18 protein-coding genes are annotated in these 17,952 nt (G+C 72.6%); 4 read left to right on the forward strand and 14 right to left on the reverse strand.

Translation table 11 applies throughout. The features are described from left to right. The first annotated feature begins 80 nt into the window (after positions 1-80). Both ACFHYO_RS07890 and ACFHYO_RS07895 read left to right on the forward strand, forming a co-directional pair. A complete protein-coding gene (locus ACFHYO_RS07890) occupies positions 81-836 on the forward strand; it encodes a sulfite exporter TauE/SafE family protein (RefSeq protein WP_036703271.1) in 756 nt (251 codons plus the stop codon). 2 nt (positions 837-838) lie between these two features. Further along, a complete protein-coding gene (locus tag ACFHYO_RS07895) occupies positions 839-1,186 on the forward strand; it encodes a RidA family protein (RefSeq protein WP_394319559.1) in 348 nt (115 codons plus the stop codon). Positions 1,187-1,213: 27 nt separating this feature from the next. Here the strand turns inward: ACFHYO_RS07895 and lpxB are convergent, their stop codons facing one another. The 14 genes from lpxB to pyrH form a co-directional block, all read right to left on the reverse strand. Then, complete coding sequence (lpxB, locus tag ACFHYO_RS07900) at positions 1,214-2,371, reverse strand: lipid-A-disaccharide synthase (protein WP_394319561.1); 1,158 nt, start codon at positions 2,369-2,371, stop codon at positions 1,214-1,216. A 76-nt stretch (positions 2,372-2,447) separates the two neighbouring features. After that, positions 2,448-3,242, reverse strand: a complete 795-nt coding sequence (locus ACFHYO_RS07905; protein WP_394319563.1) for an LpxI family protein — start codon at positions 3,240-3,242, stop codon at positions 2,448-2,450. A gap of 13 nt (positions 3,243-3,255) precedes the next feature. Continuing rightward, on the reverse strand, positions 3,256-4,041 hold the full coding sequence (gene lpxA, locus ACFHYO_RS07910) for an acyl-ACP--UDP-N-acetylglucosamine O-acyltransferase (RefSeq protein WP_394319565.1): 786 nt from the start codon (positions 4,039-4,041) through the stop codon (positions 3,256-3,258). Further along, on the reverse strand, positions 4,034-4,525 hold the full coding sequence (gene fabZ / locus ACFHYO_RS07915) for a 3-hydroxyacyl-ACP dehydratase FabZ (RefSeq protein ID WP_036703280.1): 492 nt from the start codon (positions 4,523-4,525) through the stop codon (positions 4,034-4,036). The genes lpxA and fabZ overlap by 8 nt, the downstream gene beginning before the upstream one ends. 134 nt (positions 4,526-4,659) lie before the next feature. Next, positions 4,660-5,295, reverse strand: coding sequence for a nicotinate-nucleotide adenylyltransferase (locus ACFHYO_RS07920; protein ID WP_052174999.1), 636 nt, complete (start codon positions 5,293-5,295; stop codon positions 4,660-4,662). A gap of 35 nt (positions 5,296-5,330) precedes the next feature. Next, positions 5,331-6,239, reverse strand: a complete 909-nt coding sequence (locus tag ACFHYO_RS07925; protein WP_394319567.1) for an OmpH/Skp family outer membrane protein — start codon at positions 6,237-6,239, stop codon at positions 5,331-5,333. A 193-nt stretch (positions 6,240-6,432) separates the two neighbouring features. Next, complete coding sequence (gene bamA, locus ACFHYO_RS07930) at positions 6,433-8,826, reverse strand: outer membrane protein assembly factor BamA (protein ID WP_081962742.1); 2,394 nt, start codon at positions 8,824-8,826, stop codon at positions 6,433-6,435. 114 nt (positions 8,827-8,940) lie between these two features. Further along, positions 8,941-10,272, reverse strand: coding sequence for an RIP metalloprotease RseP (gene rseP, locus ACFHYO_RS07935; RefSeq protein WP_394319569.1), 1,332 nt, complete (start codon positions 10,270-10,272; stop codon positions 8,941-8,943). Next, positions 10,269-11,441, reverse strand: coding sequence for a 1-deoxy-D-xylulose-5-phosphate reductoisomerase (dxr, locus tag ACFHYO_RS07940; protein ID WP_394319571.1), 1,173 nt, complete (start codon positions 11,439-11,441; stop codon positions 10,269-10,271). Before dxr ends, rseP begins: the two co-directional genes overlap by 4 nt. A 3-nt stretch (positions 11,442-11,444) precedes the next feature. Beyond that, positions 11,445-12,308: a phosphatidate cytidylyltransferase gene (locus ACFHYO_RS07945; protein WP_036711169.1), complete on the reverse strand. Its 864-nt coding sequence runs from the start codon at positions 12,306-12,308 to the stop codon at positions 11,445-11,447. Further along, positions 12,305-13,039 carry a polyprenyl diphosphate synthase gene (gene uppS / locus ACFHYO_RS07950; RefSeq protein ID WP_036704070.1) on the reverse strand — a complete coding sequence of 245 codons (735 nt, stop codon included), beginning with the start codon at positions 13,037-13,039 and terminating at the stop codon, positions 12,305-12,307. Before uppS ends, ACFHYO_RS07945 begins: the two co-directional genes overlap by 4 nt. A gap of 4 nt (positions 13,040-13,043) precedes the next feature. After that, a complete protein-coding gene (frr, locus tag ACFHYO_RS07955; RefSeq protein WP_036704072.1) occupies positions 13,044-13,607 on the reverse strand; it encodes a ribosome recycling factor in 564 nt (187 codons plus the stop codon). Positions 13,608-13,717: 110 nt separating this feature from the next. After that, positions 13,718-14,545: an ion transporter gene (locus ACFHYO_RS07960; RefSeq protein WP_394319574.1), complete on the reverse strand. Its 828-nt coding sequence runs from the start codon at positions 14,543-14,545 to the stop codon at positions 13,718-13,720. A gap of 63 nt (positions 14,546-14,608) precedes the next feature. Next, positions 14,609-15,304 (reverse strand): UMP kinase, encoded by a 696-nt coding sequence (gene pyrH / locus ACFHYO_RS07965; RefSeq protein WP_394319599.1) that lies wholly within the window; start codon positions 15,302-15,304, stop codon positions 14,609-14,611. 150 nt (positions 15,305-15,454) lie between these two features. On the opposite strand from pyrH, the gene miaA reads away from it, so the two are divergent. Together miaA and ACFHYO_RS07975 are read left to right on the forward strand one after the other, a co-directional pair. Continuing rightward, positions 15,455-16,369, forward strand: coding sequence for a tRNA (adenosine(37)-N6)-dimethylallyltransferase MiaA (gene miaA / locus ACFHYO_RS07970; RefSeq protein ID WP_394319576.1), 915 nt, complete (start codon positions 15,455-15,457; stop codon positions 16,367-16,369). 212 nt (positions 16,370-16,581) lie between these two features. Beyond that, positions 16,582-17,454 (forward strand): helix-turn-helix domain-containing protein, encoded by an 873-nt coding sequence (locus ACFHYO_RS07975; protein WP_394319578.1) that lies wholly within the window; start codon positions 16,582-16,584, stop codon positions 17,452-17,454. Positions 17,455-17,952 lie beyond the last annotated feature (498 nt).

Here is a 17,952-nt window from a genome sequence, read left to right on the forward strand (position 1 = left end):
ACGGCCCCGCGCATGGTCGGCGCCGCGGCCCCGGCAGACTGCCGACCGACCCCGTTCCTGACCCGAGGCCCCCGCCCATCATGTCCACGTTCCTGTTGCTGCTCGTCGCCGGCTTCTTCGGCGGGATGCTGAACGCCGTCGCGGGCGGGGGGACGTTCATCACCTTTCCGGCGCTCGTCTTCACCGGAGTACCGGTCGTCGCCGCCAACGCCACCACGACGGTCGCGGCCCTGCCCGGCTACCTCGCCGCGGCGCTCGGCTTTCGCCGCGACATCGCCCGCATCGACCGGGCGCTCGTCACGCGGCTGACGCTCTGGACCATGCTCGGGGGGGCGGTGGGGTCGGGGCTGCTGCTCGTCTCGTCCAACACGGCCTTCGCCGCCATCGTGCCGTTCCTGCTGCTCGCCGCCACGCTGGTGTTCCTCGGCGGCCCCCGCATCCGCGAGATCGCCAGCCAGTATCGCGGCGGCGTCACCGCCTTCGGCGCCGGGACCATGCTGCCGGTGGCAATCTACGGGGGCTACTTCAACGGCGGGCTGGGGATCGTGCTGCTGGCGCTCTTCTCGCTCTGGGGGATGACCGACCTGCACGCGATGAACGGGCTGAAGAGCTGGCTGTCCTTCGCGCTCGCCATCATCAGCTTCGCGATCTTCGCCGCTGGCGGGCAGATCGTCTGGTGGGAATGTCTCGCCATGTCGGTGGGCACCATCCTCGGCGGCTTTCTCGGAGCCCCCGTGGCCCGCCGCATCCCCGTCCGGGTGCTGCGCGGGTTGATCGCGGTCGTCGGGTTCGGCATGACGGCGGTATTCTTCTGGCGCCTCATCAACGGAGCATGACCATGGCGGACATCAAGCGCATCGAGACCGGCAACCGCATGAGCATGGCGGTCGTCCACAACGGCACGGTCTATCTGGCCGGGCAGGTCGGCAAGCCGGGCGAGAGCGTGACCGACCAGACCCGCGAGGTGCTGGCGCAGGTGGACCGCCTGCTGGCCGAGGCGGGGACCGACAAGACCCGCATCCTCTCGGCGCAGATCTGGCTGGCCGACATGGCCGACTTTGCCGAGATGAACGCCGTCTGGGACGCATGGGTGCCGCAGGGCCACACCCCGGCCCGCGCCACCGGCGAGGCGAAGCTCGCCACCCCCGCTTACAAGGTCGAGGTGATCGTCGTCGCGGCGCTTTAAGCGCCCCGACCGACCATCCCGTAAGGCTCAGGCGGCGCGCGGTTCCAGCGCGCCGATCACGGATCGAGCCGCCCGCAGGCCGGGCGGCTCTCCGCCCCGGCCCAGCCGCTCCATCGTCAGCTCCATCGCGGCCAGCTGTTCGCCGCGCATCGCCTCGTCGTCGAGCAGCCCGACCAGCGCCGCGGCCATCGGCCCCGGCTGGCAGCGCCGGCCGAGGAACTCGGGGACCGCGCGGGTCTCGCTCACCAGGTTCACCAGCGTCACCGTGTCGGTCCTGAGCAGCCAGCCGACCAGCATCCGGCTGAGCGGCGCCATGTCGTAGCCGATCACCATCGGGACCGCGTTGGCGGCGAGCTCGAGGCTGACGGTGCCCGACGCCGCCAGCGCCAGGTCGGCGGCGGCAAAGGCCGCGCGCTTCTCCGCCGCATCCTCGACCACCACCGGGGCCGAGGGCCAGCGCTTGGCCATCGTGCCGACCATGTCGGCCACCCCCGGCACGGTCGGCAGCACCACCCGGATCTCGGGCACCCGGTCGCGCAGCCGCATCAGCGCCTCGTCGAAGCGCCCGCCGAGCCGCGCCACCTCGCCCCGGCGCGAGCCGGGCAGGCACAGCACCAGCGGCGCATCCGGGGCGATGTCGTGGCCGGCGCGGAACGCCGCGGCCTCGTCGGGAGTCGCGCGGCGTTGGGACACCACCGGGTGGCCGACGAAATCGCAGCTCATCCCCGCCTCGTGCATCAGCGGCGGCTCGAAGGGCAGGATGGCGAGCACATGGTCGATGACCTCGGCCATGCGCTCGGCGCGGCCCGGCCGCCACGCCCAGACCGAGGGGGCCACGTAATGCACCGTGCGGATGCCGGGCGCCGCCTCGCGCACCCGCCGCGCCACGCGCAGGCAAAAATCCGGGCTGTCGATGGTGATGAGCACGTCGGGCCGGAACGCCAGCGCCGCCTCGGCCGTCTCGGCGATGCGGCGCTTGAGGGCGCGGTATTTCGGCAGCACCTCGACGAGTCCCATGACGCTCAGTTCGGACATCGGGAACAGGCTCGTGAGCCCCTCGGCCGCCATCAGCGGCCCGCCGACCCCGGCGATGGAGAGGTCCGGGTCGAGCTGGCGCAGCCCGTTGAGGAGCGCGGCCCCGAGCGCATCGCCCGAGGGCTCGCCCGCGATCAGGAACGCGCGCATTGCGGACCCCCAACGTTGCAGGGGTATTCGGGCCAGTCAGACGTCCTCCGGCGCCGCGAACAGGCGTCTTTTCGGCTCAAATCCCCGATTCCGTCCGTGCCCACAGGATTAGCCCCGCCTCGTTCGCCGCCGCCTCGGTTTCGGCGCGGTCCAGCAGCAGAACGCCGCCCGCGGCCCAGACGATCCCCGACAATCGCGCGGCGGCGGCCTGGGCCACCGTCTCGGGGCCGATCGCGGGCAGGTCGACGCGGCGGTCCTGTCCCGGCTTCGGCGCCTTGTACAGCACCCCGCCGCGCGGCGTCTCTCGCGTGGCGGCCACGAACTCCAGCATCGCCGCGGTGCCGGGCAGCGTCTCGAGCGCGAGGCAGAGGCCGCCCGCCACCACGCATCCCTGCCCGATGTCGAGCGGCCCCGTCGCGGCGAGGATCGCCGCCGCACGGCCCGCATCCGCGCGGTCGCCCGCCGTGGGGGCGCCGGCCAGCACCCCCTCGCTTGGCAGCAGATCGGCGCGCAGCGTCTCGGCGCCGACCACGGACAGGCCCCAGTCCTCGAAGATGGCAATGAGTTCGCGCAGCGCCGCGTCGTCGCCCTGCCCCATCGCGGCGGCGATGCGGGGGACGAGGGTGGCGGTGCGGGGATCGAACGCCTCGGGGTCGAGCCGCGGGCGGCGCACGGCCCCGGCAAAGGCCACCTGCGTCACGCCCTCGTCGAGCAGCCGGTCCATCAGCGGGACCAGTCGCTCGAGCCGGAACGGCTCGGCCGCAAGGGACGGGGTGACGCCCTCGAGGGCGAAGACCAGCGGCGCCTCGACCGCCTCGGCCAGAAGCACCGGCAGCCGCCCGGCCCCAGCGATGATCGCGGTGCGGGTCATCCGCCGTGCCCTGTCATCCGTGCGGGGTGAGGAAGCTGCGGTCCGACGGCCCGAGGATGAAGTCGAGCATCTCGCGCTCCATCGCCGTGGTGGCCTCGCCCACCCGCGCCCGCGCCGTCTCGCGGAAGGCGCCGGCGCCGAGATCGGCCAGCAGCCCGCGCAGCGCGGAAATCTCGGCCCGGCTGGCGCCACGGCGCTTGAGGCCGACGAGGTTCAGCCCGTCGAGATGCCCACGCGGCCCCGAGACCAGCGCGAAGGGCAGCACGTCGGCGGTCACCATGGTCAGCGCGCCGATCATCGCGCCCCGGCCGATGCGGACGAACTGGTGCACGCCCGAAAGCCCGCCGACGATCACCTCGTCGCCCAAGCTGCAATGCCCGGCAATGGCGACATTGTTGACGAGGATCACGCCGTTGCCGACGCGGCAGTCATGGGCGACGTGGCTGCCGGCCATGAAGAGCCCGTCGTCGCCCACCTGCGTCAGCCCGCCGCCGCCGGCGGTGCCGGGGTTCATGGTGACGTATTCGCGGATGCGGTTGCGGGCGCCGATCACCAGCCGCGTGTCCTCGCCCGCGTATTTGAGGTCCTGCGGCGCCTCGCCGATGCAGGCGAAGGGATAGAGGGTCGAGCCGGCGCCGATCTCGGTGTCGCCCATGACGACGACATGGGACTTGAGCACCACCCCGTCGCCCAGCCGCACGCGGGGGCCGACGTGGCAGAAGGGGCCGATGCGGACGCCCTCGCCCAAGGCTGCCCCCGGCTCGACGATGGCCGAGGGGTGGATGAGCGTCTCAGCCATCCGCCCCGCCCGAGCCGCCCGACTTGAGGTCCATCATCGCCGTGAACGCCGCCTCGGCGACGAGCTGGCCGTCGACGCGGGCCTCGCCGGTGAACTTCCAGATCTTGCCGCCGGGGCGCTTGACGGTGACGTGCAGCTCGAGCACGTCGCCGGGCTGGACCATGCGGCGGAACTTGGCGGCGTCGATGCCCATGAAGTAGGTCAGCAGCGGCTCGTCGATGATGTTCATCGAGATGCCGACCATGACCGCCGCGGTCTGGGCCATCGCCTCGACGATCAGCACGCCGGGCATGATCGGCTGGGCGGGGAAATGGCCGGGGAAATGCGGCTCGTTCGAGGTCACGCACTTGATCCCCACCGCGCCCTCGTAGGGGACGATGTCGCGGACCTTGTCGATCATCAGGAACGGGTAGCGGTGCGGGATGATCCGCTTGATGAGGGCCAGGTCGGCGGCGGTGTGCGGGGCGGGGTTGCGCTCGGCCATCATGTTCTCCGTCGGGTTGGGCTTGCCTAGCAAGAAGGGCTTCCGATTGGCAAGGTTCGGCGCGGCCGACCGGCGCCGGACCGGGGCGCTGCCCCGGACCCCGGGATATTTAAGCAAGGAAGAATTGGGGGGCGTCAGGTCAGCCCGGCCAGCGGCGCGCCGGCGTCGGGGCGCAGCGTCGCGGCGCGGCGGGCGGCGCGGATGGCGCTTGAGGACAGCGCCGTCATCGGCACGTTGATCAGCACCCAGGCGGGCGGGGTCGCGTCGGCGAGCAGCGCGGCGCGGGACTCGGGCAGGCGGTGGCGGGCGAGGATCGTCGCCGCGCGGCTGGTGCGCGCCGCGGTGCGCGAGCCCGGGCGCGCGATCACCCCGATCGGCACCCGCGCGGCGATCCCCTGCCAGCGGTCCCAGCGGGCGAACTGCACGAGGTTGTCCGACCCCATCAGCCAGACGAAGCGCACCCCGGGCCAGAGCGCCTGCATCGCCGCGAGCGTGTCGGCCGTGCGCCGCGTGCCGAGCCGGGCCTCGAGCCCGGTCACGACGATCCGCGGGTCGTCGGCGAGCGCGCGGGCCGCCGCGATCCGCTCGGCCAGCGGGGCGGGGCCGTGGGCCTTCAGCGGGTTGCCCGGCGAGACCAGCCACCACACCCGGTCGAGGCGGAAGCGGCGCAGCGCCATCTCGGTGATGTGCAGGTGCCCGGCATGGGGCGGGTCGAACGAGCCGCCAAGCAGGCCGATGCGCTGCCCGGCGATGGCGCGGGGCAGCGGGATGGCGTCGGCCGGGGCCGCGGGGGTCGGCGCCCGGGTCAGGGCGCGCGGTCCGGGGCGGGGGTGGGCGTGGCGTTGGTTGGCGCGGGGGGCGCGGAAACGGACGTGTCGGTGCCGGTCGCTGCGGCGGGCGCAGCGGTGTCAGCGTCGGCCGCGGGGGCCGGGCGGGTGGCGGCAGCTTCCTCGTCGGCGATGGCGGCGGCGACGATTTCGCTGCCGTCGCCCAGCGCGGCGTCGAGGGCGGCGATGGTGGCCGCCGTCACGTCGATCGTCTCGGCCGAGATGAGCACCGTGCGCTGGTCGAGCACCAAGAGCGCGCCGCGCTGCTCCATCACCGAGGTCAGGACTGGGCCGGCGGCCTGGAAGAACAGCGCCCGGTCGCGGTCCGCCTGCCGGGCCAGCGCCAGCCGGGCGTCGTCGCGCTCCTGCCGGACGGCGGTCACGCGCTCGTCGAAGGCGGTCGCCCGGCGGCGGAACTCGGCCGGGTCGAGGGTGGCGCGGGCGCGGGTCAGCGCGTCCTCGTCGGCCACCAGCGCGGCAAAGGCGGTGTCGTTGTCGGCGGCGACCTTGCGCGACTGTTCGGCAATCTCGGCCTCGGCGCGCTGCCCCCAGCGCGAGCGGCGGTAGATCGCCTCCTGGTCCACGGTCAGGATGGCCTGTGCCAGCGCGGTGCGCGCCGAGGGGCCGAGCGCGGGCGCCACGGCCGCGGGCACCGGCAGGCCGGTGGGGCGCGCGGGTTGAGGCTGGGCACCGCCCGGCTCGGCAGGCGTCTCGGGGCCGAGCGGGCGGTCGGGGCCGAGCGGGCGGTCGGGGCCGAGCGGGCGGTCGGGGCCGAGCGGGCGGTCGGGGCCGAGCGGGCGGTCGGGGCCGAGCGGGCGGTCGGGGCCGAGCGGGCGGTCGGGGCCGAGCAGGGCGAGGGCATCGCCCGGCGAGGCCGATGGGGCCACGGGCGCAGCAACGGGCGCCGGCTCGGCCGGGCGCAGCGTCGGCCGGGGCCGGGGCGGGGTCGTGCCCTGCGCCAACCGGTGCGGGGCACCGGCCGCCGGCACGTCCGGGGCCGTGGTCTGCGCCGCCGCCGGCCACGTCCCGGCGGCGAGCGCCAGCAGCGACGCCGCTGCGGCCGAAGCGACGGACCTGCGCCTAGAACTTCGTCGAGATCGACAGGTCGAAGGGCTGGTCCTTGTCATAGTCTTCCTTCTTGACCGCCTTCGAGAAGTTGAAGCGCAGCGGGCCGACCGGCGTGGTCCAGAACAGCGACACGCCCACCGCCGCCCGCACCTTCATCCCGTCGTCCACGGTGCCGTTGGCGAACTCGGTGAAGTTGCCGTTGCCGTTGCGGTCGTTGGCGTCGCGGTCATAGCCCGCGAGGTTGTCGAGCCCCCAGACCGAGCCGGCGTCGGCAAACAGACCGCCGGTGATGCCGTATTCCTCGGGCAGGCCCAGCGGGAACTGAGCTTCGGCGCGCGCGGCCCAGTAGTAGTTGCCGCCCAGCGCATCCTCGTTCGGGGCGTTCAGGTCGCGCGGCCCGTAGCCGTTCGGCTCGAACCCGCGGATGCGGCCCGAGCCGCGGAAGCGCTCGGTGATCCGCGTCGGCTCGTCGTCGAGCCGGTGGATGGCGCCGGCCTCGACCTCGGCGCGCAGCGTCACCTCTTCGCGCCAGGCGCGGCTTTCGACCCCGGCCGAGATCACGCTGGTCACGCCCTGCACGTCACCGCCGACGCCCGCGAAGTCCTGGCTGAAGCGCAGCTTGTAGGCGGTCAGCGGGTTCAGCCCGCCGATCCGGCTGTCGTAGGTGTAGCTGTAGCCCAGGGCCGAGCTCACCCGCTCGCCCTGCTCGGCCACGAGGATCGGCGACGAGCCGCCCCATTCGCCGCTTTCGGGATCCAGCTCGATCGGCTTCACGTCGAACAGCTTGTCCTTGCTCAGCCGGTAGCGCAGCTCGACCCGGCCGTTCTCGCTGACCGGGAACTCGAGCCCGGTCGAGAACCCGGCGCTTCGGGTGTTGAACTTGGCGTTGTCATAGTCCGAGGTGCGGTACCAGGCCGAGAACCGCGCCCTGAGGTCGCGGCTCATGAAGAACGGCTCGACGAATGTGAAGTCGAAGCTCTGGGTGCCGCTCGCGGTCGAGAAGGACAGGTCCACGGTCTGCCCGCGGCCGAGGAAGTTCGTCTCGGACAGCGAGGCGTTGAAGCCCACGCCGGCCGAAGCGCCATAGCTCGCGCCGAAGCCGAGGCTGCCGGTCGGCTGTTCTTCGACGTTCACGTCCACGATGACCTGCTGCGGGCTCGACCCCTCGCGGGTCTCGACCTGGGCATCGGCGAAATAGCCCAGCGCGCGGATGCGTTCGGCCGAGTTGCGCAGCTCGCGCGGGTTGAAGGGGTCGCCTTCGACGGTGTTGAACTGCCGCCGGATGACCTCGTCCAGCGTCGTGGTGTTGCCCTCGATGTCGATCCGCTCGACGAAGACGCGCGGGCCGCGGACCAGCGCGAAGGTCAGGTCGAGCGTCTGGTTGCGCATGTTGCGGGTGATGCGCGGCTCGAAGCTCAGGAAGTCGCGGCCCTGCTGGATGGCGATCGCCTCCATCCGCTGGATGGTCTGCTCAATGGCCTGGGGGCTGTAGACCTGGCCCGGGCGGACGCGGTTCTGGGCGATGTAGGGGGCGGCATCGACGCCGGGCACCTCGCTCACCACGTCGACGCGGCCGAAGCTGTACCGCGGGCCTTCCGAGATGTTGTAGGTGACGTAGAAGGCGTCACGCTCGCGCGTCACCTCGGGGGCGACGCCCTGGACTCGGAAATCGGCGTATCCGCGCGAGCGATAGAAGTCGGTCAGCAGCCGCTCGTCGAGCTGCATCCGGTCGGGCGCGAACACGTCGCGGCGAATGAAGGTCCGCAGGATGCCGGCCTGCTTGCTCGACAGCACGTTGCGCAGCCGCCGGTCGGTGAAGGCGCGGTTGCCGGTGAAGCCGATGCGCTCGGTCTCGGTCAGGTCGCCCTCGCGCACCTCGAACACCAGGTCCACGCGGTTGTTCGGGCGGCGGATGACGCGCGGATCAACGCGGGCGGCATAGCGCCCCTCGGCGGCATAGGCGGCGGCGATGGCCTGGGCGTCCTGCTCGGCCTGGCTGGGCGAGAACACCCGGCGCGAGCGCGACTGGACCAGCTCGGCCAGCTTCTCGTCCTTGATCCGGCGGTTGCCCTCGAAGCTGATGACGTTGATCGTCGGGTATTCGCTGACCCGGATCACCAGCGTCGAGCCCTGCGGGACGATCTCGACCGTCTCGAACAGCCCCGACGCCTGCAGCCGCTGCTGCGCGTCGTTCAGGTCGCCGGCCGACAGATCGGCGCCGCGACGGATGTTGGCCAGCGAGAGCGCCGTCTCGGCGTCCACCCCCTGCGCCCCTTCGAGCCTGACCTGGGTATAGACGGCGGCCGCGGCGGGCGTCGCCACCCCTGCCGCTGCGCTCAGGGCCGCGGCCAGCGCCAGCCCTGCGACCTGCGCCCGCGGGCGGATCCCCTCGTTTCTGTCGCTCATCGCCCGCCCCTCGCGTCTGCGTGCCTGCGCCGGGTTTGCCCGTGCGCGTTTGGGGGCAGGATTAACCCTCTCGGGTGGCAGCTGTCAAAATGAAACCCCGCCGCGGCGGCGGTTTCATCGGCACATGATGTCGTTCGAGAGCCCGAAGACCATCAGCATCAGCACCAGCGCCATCCCCACCCGGGTCAGGATGTCCATCGCCCGGGCCGAGGGCGGGCGCCCGGCCAGCGCCTCCCACGTGTAGAAGGCGAGGTGGCCGCCGTCGAGAACCGGGATCGGCAGCAGGTTCAGGAACCCGATCCCGGCCGAAAGGACCGCGATCAGCCAGAAGAAATTGCCCGCCCCGGCGCTCGCCGCGTCGCCCGCCACCTCGGCGATGGAGATCGCGCCCGACAGGTTGCAGCGCCCGATCTGGCCCGAGATCATCGCCGCGATGCCGGTGACCGAGCCCCAGATGACGTCCCAGGTCTGCTTCGCGCCCATCCCCAGCGCCTCGAGCGGGCCGGGGGTGCGGGTGGCGGGGCGCAGGTAGCCCTCGCCCCCGGTCACGCCGATCAGCCAGCGGTTCTCGAAGCCGGTGGCGGTCGGCAGGTCCTGCCGGCGGGGGACGAGGACGAAGTCGGTCTCGCCCGCCCCCTCGCGCCAGACCCTGAGCGTGACGGGGCGGCCGTCGGCGGCCTCGACGGCGGGGCGCAGCTCGGTGAAGCGGCTGATCGGGCGGCCCTCGACCGCCATCACCACGTCGCCCGGCCGCAGGTCGGCGGCCGAGGCGGCGCTGCGCGGCGCCACGCCCGAGATGCGGGGCGGGGCCGGGTCGGGGGCGCGCACGGTGATCTCGGCCCCTTCGCGGCGGACGCGCCAGTCCTGCGCGGCGGCGGGGGGCAGCGTCTCGGTCAGGCGGAACAGCGCGCCCCAGTCGGCGACGGGCTGGCCCCCGACGGCGAGCACCTCGTCGCCGGGGCGCAGTTCGTTGACGATCCCGGGCGGCGCGGGGGCGAGGCTGCCGACCACCACGCGGTCGGTGGCGATGCCCTGCCACGCGATGACGCCGGCAAAGACCAGTGCGGCAAGGACGAAGTTGAAGACCGGCCCCGCCGCGACGGTGGCGAACCGCGCCCAGAGCGGCGCGCCGCCCAGCGTCTGCCGCGCCAGCGCCGGATCGACCGCCTGCCCCGGCCCGGCGCTGGCGGCGTTCTCGTCGCCGAGGAAGCGGACGTAGCCGCCCAGCGGGATCGCGGCGATCTGCCAGACCGTGCCGCGCCGGTCGCGCCACGCGGCGACGCGGGGCCCGAAGCCGAGCGAGAACACCTCGGCCCGGATCCCCGACCAGCGGCCGACGATGTAATGGCCATACTCATGCACGCCGACGATGATCGACAGCGCCACGATGAAGGCGACGACGGTCCAGGCGAGACCGCCGGTCTGGCCGATGAGGTCGGCGATCATGCGGCGCGGCCCCACGCGGCGGCGTCACGGCGGGCGGCGGCGTCCCAGGACAGCACCGCCTCAAGGCTGTCGGGGCTGCGGGCGAACCCCGCCTGCCCCGCGGCGCGGTCGAGCGCGTGCGCCACCGCGGGCGCCATGTCGGTGAAGCGGATGCGCCCGGCGATGAAGTCGTCGAGCGCCTGTTCCTTGGCGGCGTTCAGGACCGCGCCCGCCGCCCCGCCCGACGCGATCACCTGCCGCGCCAGCGCCAGCGCCGGCCAGCGCGTCTCGCACGGCGCGTGGAAGGTGAGCCGCCCCAGCGCCGCGAGGTCGAGGCGCGCGACCGGCAGGGGCGCCCGCGCGGGCCAGTTCAGCGCATGGCCGATGGCATGGCGCATGTCCGGCGCGCCGAGATGGGCGATCACCCCGCCATCGACATGGGCAACGAGCGCATGGACGATGCTCTCGGGGTGGACCAGCACCGCGATGCGGTCCGAGGGCAGGCCGAAGAACTCATGCGCCTCAATGACCTCCAGCGCCTTGTTGAACATCGAGGCGCTGTCGATCGTGATCCGCTGGCCCATCGCCCAGTTGGGATGGGCCGACGCCTCGGCCACCGTCGCCTGCGCCAGCCGCTCGAGCGGCCAGTCGCGGAACGCCCCGCCCGAGGCGGTCAGCGTGACCATCTCGACGCTGTCGAGATTACCACCTTCAAGGCATTGGAAAATCGCCGAATGTTCGCTGTCCACCGGCAGGATGGTGGCGCCGTTGACGCGGGCCGTCTCCATCAGCAGCGGGCCCGCGGCGACGAGGCTCTCCTTGTTGGCGAGCGCCAGCACCCCGCCCCGCCAGGCGACCGCCAGCGACGGCGCGAGGCCCGCCGCGCCGATGATGGCCGAGAGCGACCAGTCCGCCGGGCGGCCGGCGGCCTCGGCCACGGCGGCGTCGCCCGCGGCGACCTCGGTCCCCGTGCCCGCCAGCGCCGCGCGCAGGTCGGGCAGCAGCCGGGCGTCGGCGATCACCGCCAGCTCGGCCCTGAGCGCGCGGGCCATCTCGGCCAGCCGCGCGACGTTGCGCCCGCCGGTCAGCGCCACCGTGCGCCACGCCGCAGGCCCGCCCGACCCCATCAGCAGGTCAAAGGCGCTTTCGCCGATCGAGCCGGTGGCCCCGAAGATCGAGACGCTGCGCATCCCTCAGCTCCCCACCACCGGCAGCAGGCCCGCGAGCCCCAGCACCAGCGCCGCGGCCAGCGCCCCGCCCATCGCGTCGAAGCGGTCCATGAGCCCGCCGTGTCCGGGGATCAGCTGCGAGCTGTCCTTGACCCGCGCCCGGCGCTTCAGTGCGCTTTCCGCGATGTCGCCCAGCTGCCCGCCCAGCACCAGCAGCGGCCCGATGACCAGCGCCCCGGCATGGGTCTCGCCCGCGGCGATCAGCGCGGCGCCCGCGACCAGAGCGCCGAGCCAGCCGGCGACGGTGCCGCTCCACGTCTTCTTCGGGCTGTAGCGGGGCCAGAACTTCGGACCGCCCACGGCCCGGCCGACGAAATAGCCCAGCACGTCCGACAGCACGACCAGGATCACGATCCACCACGCCGTCCCCTGCCCGTGCGTCGCGCGCACCCAGGCGAGGCCCGCGGTGGCCAGCGCCATCAGCACCGCCTGCGCGACGAGGCTGAGGCGCAGCGCCGGATCGGCCATCCGCAGCGCGAGCAGAAGCGGCACCGCCAGCAGCAGCATGGCCCACGGGCCCACCAGCAGCACGCCCGCCATCGCCAGCCCGGCGGTCAGCCCGACGGCGACGGCGTTGCGGGACGCGGCCGGTCCGGGCCGGGGGACGGGTAGCTGCACGCCCTCGGGCGCAGTAGGCGGCACGACCAGCCGCGCGAGTTCCCACATCAGCGCGCCGAAGAGCGCCGCCAGCCCGAGGTCCGACCACGGGCGCGGGGCCAGCAGCAGCCCGGTGCCGAGCACGAGGATGACCATGGCCGAGCCGACCCGCTGGGCCAGATCGACCCAGCGTCCCGCCGGGCGCACCTCCGGCTGGGCCGGGCGCGTCATGCGGCGCCGAAGCGGCGCTGGCGCTGGCTGGTGCGGTCGAGGATCTGGGCCAGATGCGCGGGGGTGAAGTCCGGCCACAGGGTCGGCGTGAACTCGTATTCCGAATAGGCCGCCTGGAAGGGCAGGAAGTTCGAGGTCCGGGTCTCGCCCGAGGTGCGGATCACCAGATCGGGGTCCGGGTGACCGGCGGTGTCGAGACAGGCGGCGAGGTCCTGCTCGGTCCCCGTCGCCTCGCCCGCGGCGATGCGGGCGGCGAGCCGGGTGGCGGCGCGGGCCAGCTCATCACGGCCGCCGTAGTTGATCGCCACGGTCAGGTTGAGGCGCGAGTTGCCGGCGGTGCGGGCCTCGATCCCGGCCATCAGCGCCTGCAGCTTGGCGTCCAGCCGCTCGCGCCCGCCGATGAAGCGCATCCGCACCCCCTCGGCCGACATGGCGTCGGCCTCGCGCCGGATGTAGCGGGCGAAGATGCCCATGAGGCCCAGCACTTCCTCGGTCGAGCGCTTCCAGTTCTCGGTCGAGAAGGCGTAGACGGTCAGCCAGTCCACCCCGAGGTCCGGGCAGGCGCGCACCACCTGCTTCACGCGCTCGGCGCCGCGCCGGTGGCCGACCAGCCGCGGCCAGCCGCGCTCGGTCGCCCAGCGGCCGTTGCCGTCCATGATGATGGCGACATGGCGGGGCCGGCCCGCGCCGCCGGGGGTCAGGGTCTGCGCCTCGGCGGGCACCGCGGCCATCCGCCTAGACCTGCATGATTTCGGCTTGTTTCGATTCGAGCGCCTTGTCCACCTCGGCGATCATGCGGTCCGTCAGCTCCTGCACCGAGGTTTCCCAGAATTTCTGGTCGTCCTCGGACATGCCCTTGGACTTGGCCTTCTTGATCTGGTCCATCCCGTCGCGGCGCACGTTGCGGACCGCCACCCGGGCGTGTTCGGCGTAGCCCGCGGCGACCTTGGTCAGCTCTTTGCGGCGCTCTTCGTTCAGCTCGGGGATCGGCAGCATGATGATGGTGCCGTTGAGCTGCGGGTTGATCCCCAGACCGCTTTCGCGGATCGCCTTCTCGACCTTGCCGACCAGCGCCTTGTCCCAGACGTTGATCGTCACCATCCGCGGCTCGGGGACGTTCACCGTGCCCACCTGGTTGATCGGCGTGGGCGAGCCATAGGCGTCCACGGTGATCGGGTCGATCATGCTGGCCGAGGCGCGGCCGGTCCTGAGCGAGGAAAACTCGTGCCTCAGGCTGTCCATGGCGCCCTTCATCCGCCGCTCGAGGTCGTCGGTGTCGATTTCCAGCTCGTCGGACATGGCGATTCTGCTCGGCCTTCTTTTGGGTTTGGTTTCGGCCTTGTAACCGTAGAGACTGGGGATTCAAAGTCCAGACCGCGACCGCCGCGCCCCCGGCGGCACCATGCCGCCTACCCCACGCCCCGGCCCGGATCGTCGCCGTGCGGGCGGGCGGCCAACCCGCCCCCGTCGCGGGCGTCGAGTTGCGCCTCGATCGCGCGCAGCCGGGCCAGAACCTCGTCGCGGTAGGCCTCGGTGATGGCGTTCTCCTCGGACTGGTGGGCCTCTTGCATCGAGTTCACGATGAGGCCGACGACGAGGTTCATCACCGCAAAGGTGGTCATCAGGATGAACGGCACGAAGAAGATCCAGGCCGCGGGATAGACCTCCATCACCGGGCGCACGATCCCCATCGACCAGCTTTCCAGCGTCATCACCTGGAACAGCGAATAGGCGGATTCGCCGAGCGTGCCGAACCATTCGGGGAAGGCCTGGCCGAACAGCTTGGTGGCGATCACCGCGCCGATGTAGAAGATGATCCCCATCAGCAGGAAGACGCTGGCCATGCCGGGGACGGCGGCAAGGAACCCCTCGACCACGCGGCGCAGCTGCGGGGTGACCGACACGACCCGCAAGAGCCGCAGGACCCGCAGCGCGCGCAGCACCGAAAGCCCCTGCGCCGCCGGCACCAGCGCGACGCCGACCACCAGGAAATCGAAGATGTTCCAGCCCGAGCGGAAGAAGGCCGGACCGCGGCCGACCAGCTTGATGCCGATCTCGACCACGAAGATCGCCAGGCACGCCATGTCGAGCGCGAGGATCAGCCCGCCCCAGCGCGCCATCACGCTGGCCGAGGTCTCGAGCCCGAGGATCAGCGCGTTGAACAGGATGACCGCGGTGATCAGGCGGCTGACACGCGGGCTTTCCACCCAGTCGGCAAGTTGGCGTCGGCTCGGCATGGTGATCCGCAAGGCTGCCGCGGCAGGGTTCCCCCTGCCGCGCGACGGGCTGACCCGGCGCTGTTACTTCTTGTCGGCGACCCGCGTATAGGTGCCCGTGCCGGCGAGGATCGACCGGAACCCGCCCGGCTCGTCGAGCGAGAACACCACGATAGGCAGGTTGTTGTCGCGGGCGAGCGCGATGGCCGAGGCGTCCATGACGTTCAGGTGCTTCTGCAGCACCTCGTCATAGGTGACGTTGTCATAGCGCACCGCGTCGGCGTGCATCTTGGGGTCCTTGTCGTAGACCCCGTCCACCTTGGTGCCCTTGAAGATCGCCTCGCAGTTCATCTCGTTGGCGCGCAGCGTGGCGGCGGTGTCGGTGGTGAAATACGGGTTCCCGGTGCCGGCGGCGAAGATGATGATCCGCTTCTTCTCGAGGTGGCGGACGGCGCGGCGGCGGATATAGGGCTCGGCCACCTCGTCCATGCGGATGGCCGAAATCACCCGCGTGTGGATGCCGCGCGCCTCGAGCGCCGCCTGCATGGCGAGCGCGTTCATCACCGTGGCGAGCATCCCCATATAGTCGGCCGTCGCCCGCTCCATCCCCTGGGCCGAGCCCTGCAGGCCGCGGAAGATGTTGCCGCCGCCGATCACCATGCAGATCTCGACGCCCATGTCGTGGACCGACTTCACCTCGTCGGCGATGCGCTGGACGGTCGGCGGGTGCAGGCCGTAGCCCTGGTCGCCCATCAGCGCCTCGCCCGAGATCTTGAGCATGACGCGCGACAGGCCGCTGGCGGGCGCCTCGGCGCCGGCAGCGCCATGGTCGGCCGCGCCGGGGGGCGCCGTGTCGGGGGTGGTGAAGCTGTTGGTCATCGCGGGGCCCCCTAGGTTTCGTCGGCCGGCAAAATGGCGCAAAGAGAGACCATGTTCAACCTCGCCGCCACCGCCGACGCGCCGGACGCTGCGCGCCTTGTCGACAGTCTCGATCCCGACCGCCCGGTGCTGATCGCCGGGCCGACGGCGGCGGGCAAGTCGGCGCTGGCGCTGGCGATCGCCGAGCGGCAGGGCGGCGTGGTGGTCAACGCGGACGCGCTGCAGGTCTGGTCCTGCTGGCGGGTGCTGACGGCGCGCCCGTCCGAGGCCGACCTCGCCCGCGCGCCGCACGCGCTTTACGGGCATCGCGCGCCGGGGCAGGCCTATTCGGTCGGCGACTGGCTGGCCGAGGTGGCGGTGCTGCGCGACGGCGGGGCGCGGCTGATCGTCGCCGGCGGCACCGGGCTCTACCTCACCGCCCTGACCGAGGGGCTGTCGGTCATCCCCCCCGTTCCGGCAGAGGTCCGGGCCGAGGGTAATGCGCGCATCGCCGCACCCGGCGGGCTCGCGGCGCTGGTGGCGGCTCTCGACCCCGCGACCCGGGCGCGGATCGACACCCGCAACCCGGCCCGCGTCCAGCGCGCGTGGGAGGTGCTGACCGCCACCGGCCGCGGCCTGTCCGCGTGGCAGGCCGAGACCCCGCCCCCGGTGATCGCCCCGGCGGCCGCGCAGCGCCTGGTGCTGGTCGCCGAGCGCGAGGCGCTCGCCGCCCGCATCGCCCGTCGCTTCGACGCGATGCTGGCCGAAGGGGCGCTCGACGAGGTGCGGGCGGCGTTGCAGGCGTGGGATGCGCGGGCGCAGTGGACCCGCGCGATCGGCGCGCCCGAGCTGCGCGCCCATCTGCTCGGCGAGGCCTCGCTGGACGAGGCGCGCAGCGCCGCGATCGTTTCGACCCGGCAATACGCCAAGCGGCAGCGGGCGTGGTTCCGGGGCCGGATGCGGGACTGGACCCCGGTCGCGGTGTGAGGCGCGCCTCACAAGCGTGTCATTCATGCCGCATCGGCGGATTTTTGCCGAAAAGGCGGAACGCTTCACCAATTTTCAAGCTTTCATGGGGAGGCTGAGCCTGCCCGGATGCCCCTTCCGAATCTCGTGAACCCGCCATGTCCCTTGGTCCGATCCCTCGCGCTGAACTGCAGGCGCCACACTCCTCGCCGCCCGGCCCCGCGGTCGAGGCCGTGCGTCCGAACCCGCCCACCCCGGCCAACCTCACGCGAGAGACGGCGCCGCTTCGCCCCTACGCCGGCCGCCCGCGCCTGCCCGAGGCGGGGCTGCGGATGCTGCCGCTCGACGGGTTCCACTGGGGCGGCCGTCCGCGGCTGGGAATGTCGCGCAGCGCCCGGGTGCGGGGCGACCACTGCCTGATCCGGGTGACCGGCGGCGCGCTGCGGGTGATCCTGCCCAGCGGCGCCGTCGATCACGGGGCGGGCAGCGTGATCTTCATCCCCGCCGGCACCGCCTTCGGCACGCTGCCCCTGCCCGACGCGGCGGGGCAGGTCCTGCTGATCCCGCGCCCGCTGGCCGAGGGGCTGGGAATGCCGCTGCCGCCCCGGATGGTCGTAGGCGCCGGGGCGAGCGACGCGTTCTCGGCCGACCTCGCCGCCCTCGCGTCGCGCGCCGCCGACCCGATCGCCGCCGCCACCGCCGCCTGCCGGGTCGAGCTGATCTCGGCCGCGCTGCAGCGTCTTGCTTCTGCGCCCGAGGCGCCCGCCCCCACGCGTCCCGGCAGCGGCGACCGCGCGCTGTTCGAGTCGTTCGTCGAGTTGGCCGGACGCGAGATGGGCCGCGGCCGAACGCTCTCGGACCTTGCCGAGGCGCTCGGCGCGACGGCCTCGGCGCTCGATACCGCCTGCCGTCGTCAGCGTGGGCGGTCTGCGCTCGAGGTGCTCTACGACCTGCGGCTCGACCGCGCCCGCCGGCTGCTCTCGGACGCCGCCACCCCGCTGAGCGCCATCGCCGCCGAGCTGGGGTTCACCGGGGTGCCGCATCTGAACCGGGCGTTCATGGCGGCAACGGGTCGACCTGCCGAGGATTTCCGCGGGCGCGGGTGAGCCGGCTATAGGCTCGAGCGGGTTTAGCGGCGGGTGACGCTGAAATCCAACTTTCAGGGCATCGGCAGAGCCCAAACGCGGTTCTTTAAGGTTTGAGTTAAGGCGGAAACCTCGTCATGACGTGCGCCTCGGCCGGCCCTGCGGCTGCTCTCGGACGCCACCGCCCAGGCAAGCCCCATAGCCGCCGAGCTGGGGTTCACGGGCGTTCCGCGTCTTGAGTGGGCGTTCATGGCCGCGACAGGATGACCGTCGGAGGATTTTCGCGCGTGGGAGTGAGCGGCCTCAAGGGTCGAGCAGGTGCGGCGGCGGTCGGCGCTGAAATCTAAGTCTTCAGGGCAACGGCAGAGGCCGAACTTGGTTCTCTGAGGCCAACGTCAAGGCTGAAATCCCCGTCACTAAGGAGGAGGTCGAGGCTGAAACGCGAGTGCTCAAGGCAGCGCGTAACGCCGAACCCGAGCCCTTGAGGGGGCGGCTGAGGCTGAAACGCGGGTGTTTGAG

The sequence above is a fragment of the Paracoccus panacisoli genome, assembly GCF_042435015.1.
Classification (GTDB): domain Bacteria; phylum Pseudomonadota; class Alphaproteobacteria; order Rhodobacterales; family Rhodobacteraceae; genus Paracoccus; species Paracoccus panacisoli.

Coding starts and splice junctions, on each gene's coding strand:
- fabZ (WP_036703280.1), bottom strand. CDS start 4,525: ATGGCCGAGCGCAACCCCGCCCCGCACACCGCCGCCGACCTGGCCCTC.
- ACFHYO_RS07890 (WP_036703271.1), top strand. CDS start 81: ATGTCCACGTTCCTGTTGCTGCTCGTCGCCGGCTTCTTCGGCGGGATG.
- frr (WP_036704072.1), bottom strand. CDS start 13,607: ATGTCCGACGAGCTGGAAATCGACACCGACGACCTCGAGCGGCGGATG.
- miaA (WP_394319576.1), top strand. CDS start 15,455: ATGTTCAACCTCGCCGCCACCGCCGACGCGCCGGACGCTGCGCGCCTT.
- lpxB (WP_394319561.1), bottom strand. CDS start 2,371: ATGCGCGCGTTCCTGATCGCGGGCGAGCCCTCGGGCGATGCGCTCGGG.
- ACFHYO_RS07960 (WP_394319574.1), bottom strand. CDS start 14,545: ATGCCGAGCCGACGCCAACTTGCCGACTGGGTGGAAAGCCCGCGTGTC.
- rseP (WP_394319569.1), bottom strand. CDS start 10,272: ATGATCGCCGACCTCATCGGCCAGACCGGCGGTCTCGCCTGGACCGTC.
- bamA (WP_081962742.1), bottom strand. CDS start 8,826: ATGAGCGACAGAAACGAGGGGATCCGCCCGCGGGCGCAGGTCGCAGGG.
- dxr (WP_394319571.1), bottom strand. CDS start 11,441: ATGCGCAGCGTCTCGATCTTCGGGGCCACCGGCTCGATCGGCGAAAGC.
- ACFHYO_RS07905 (WP_394319563.1), bottom strand. CDS start 3,242: ATGACCCGCACCGCGATCATCGCTGGGGCCGGGCGGCTGCCGGTGCTT.
- lpxA (WP_394319565.1), bottom strand. CDS start 4,041: ATGGCTGAGACGCTCATCCACCCCTCGGCCATCGTCGAGCCGGGGGCA.
- ACFHYO_RS07895 (WP_394319559.1), top strand. CDS start 839: ATGGCGGACATCAAGCGCATCGAGACCGGCAACCGCATGAGCATGGCG.
- pyrH (WP_394319599.1), bottom strand. CDS start 15,304: ATGCTCAAGATCTCGGGCGAGGCGCTGATGGGCGACCAGGGCTACGGC.
- ACFHYO_RS07945 (WP_036711169.1), bottom strand. CDS start 12,308: ATGACGCGCCCGGCCCAGCCGGAGGTGCGCCCGGCGGGACGCTGGGTC.
- uppS (WP_036704070.1), bottom strand. CDS start 13,039: ATGGCCGCGGTGCCCGCCGAGGCGCAGACCCTGACCCCCGGCGGCGCG.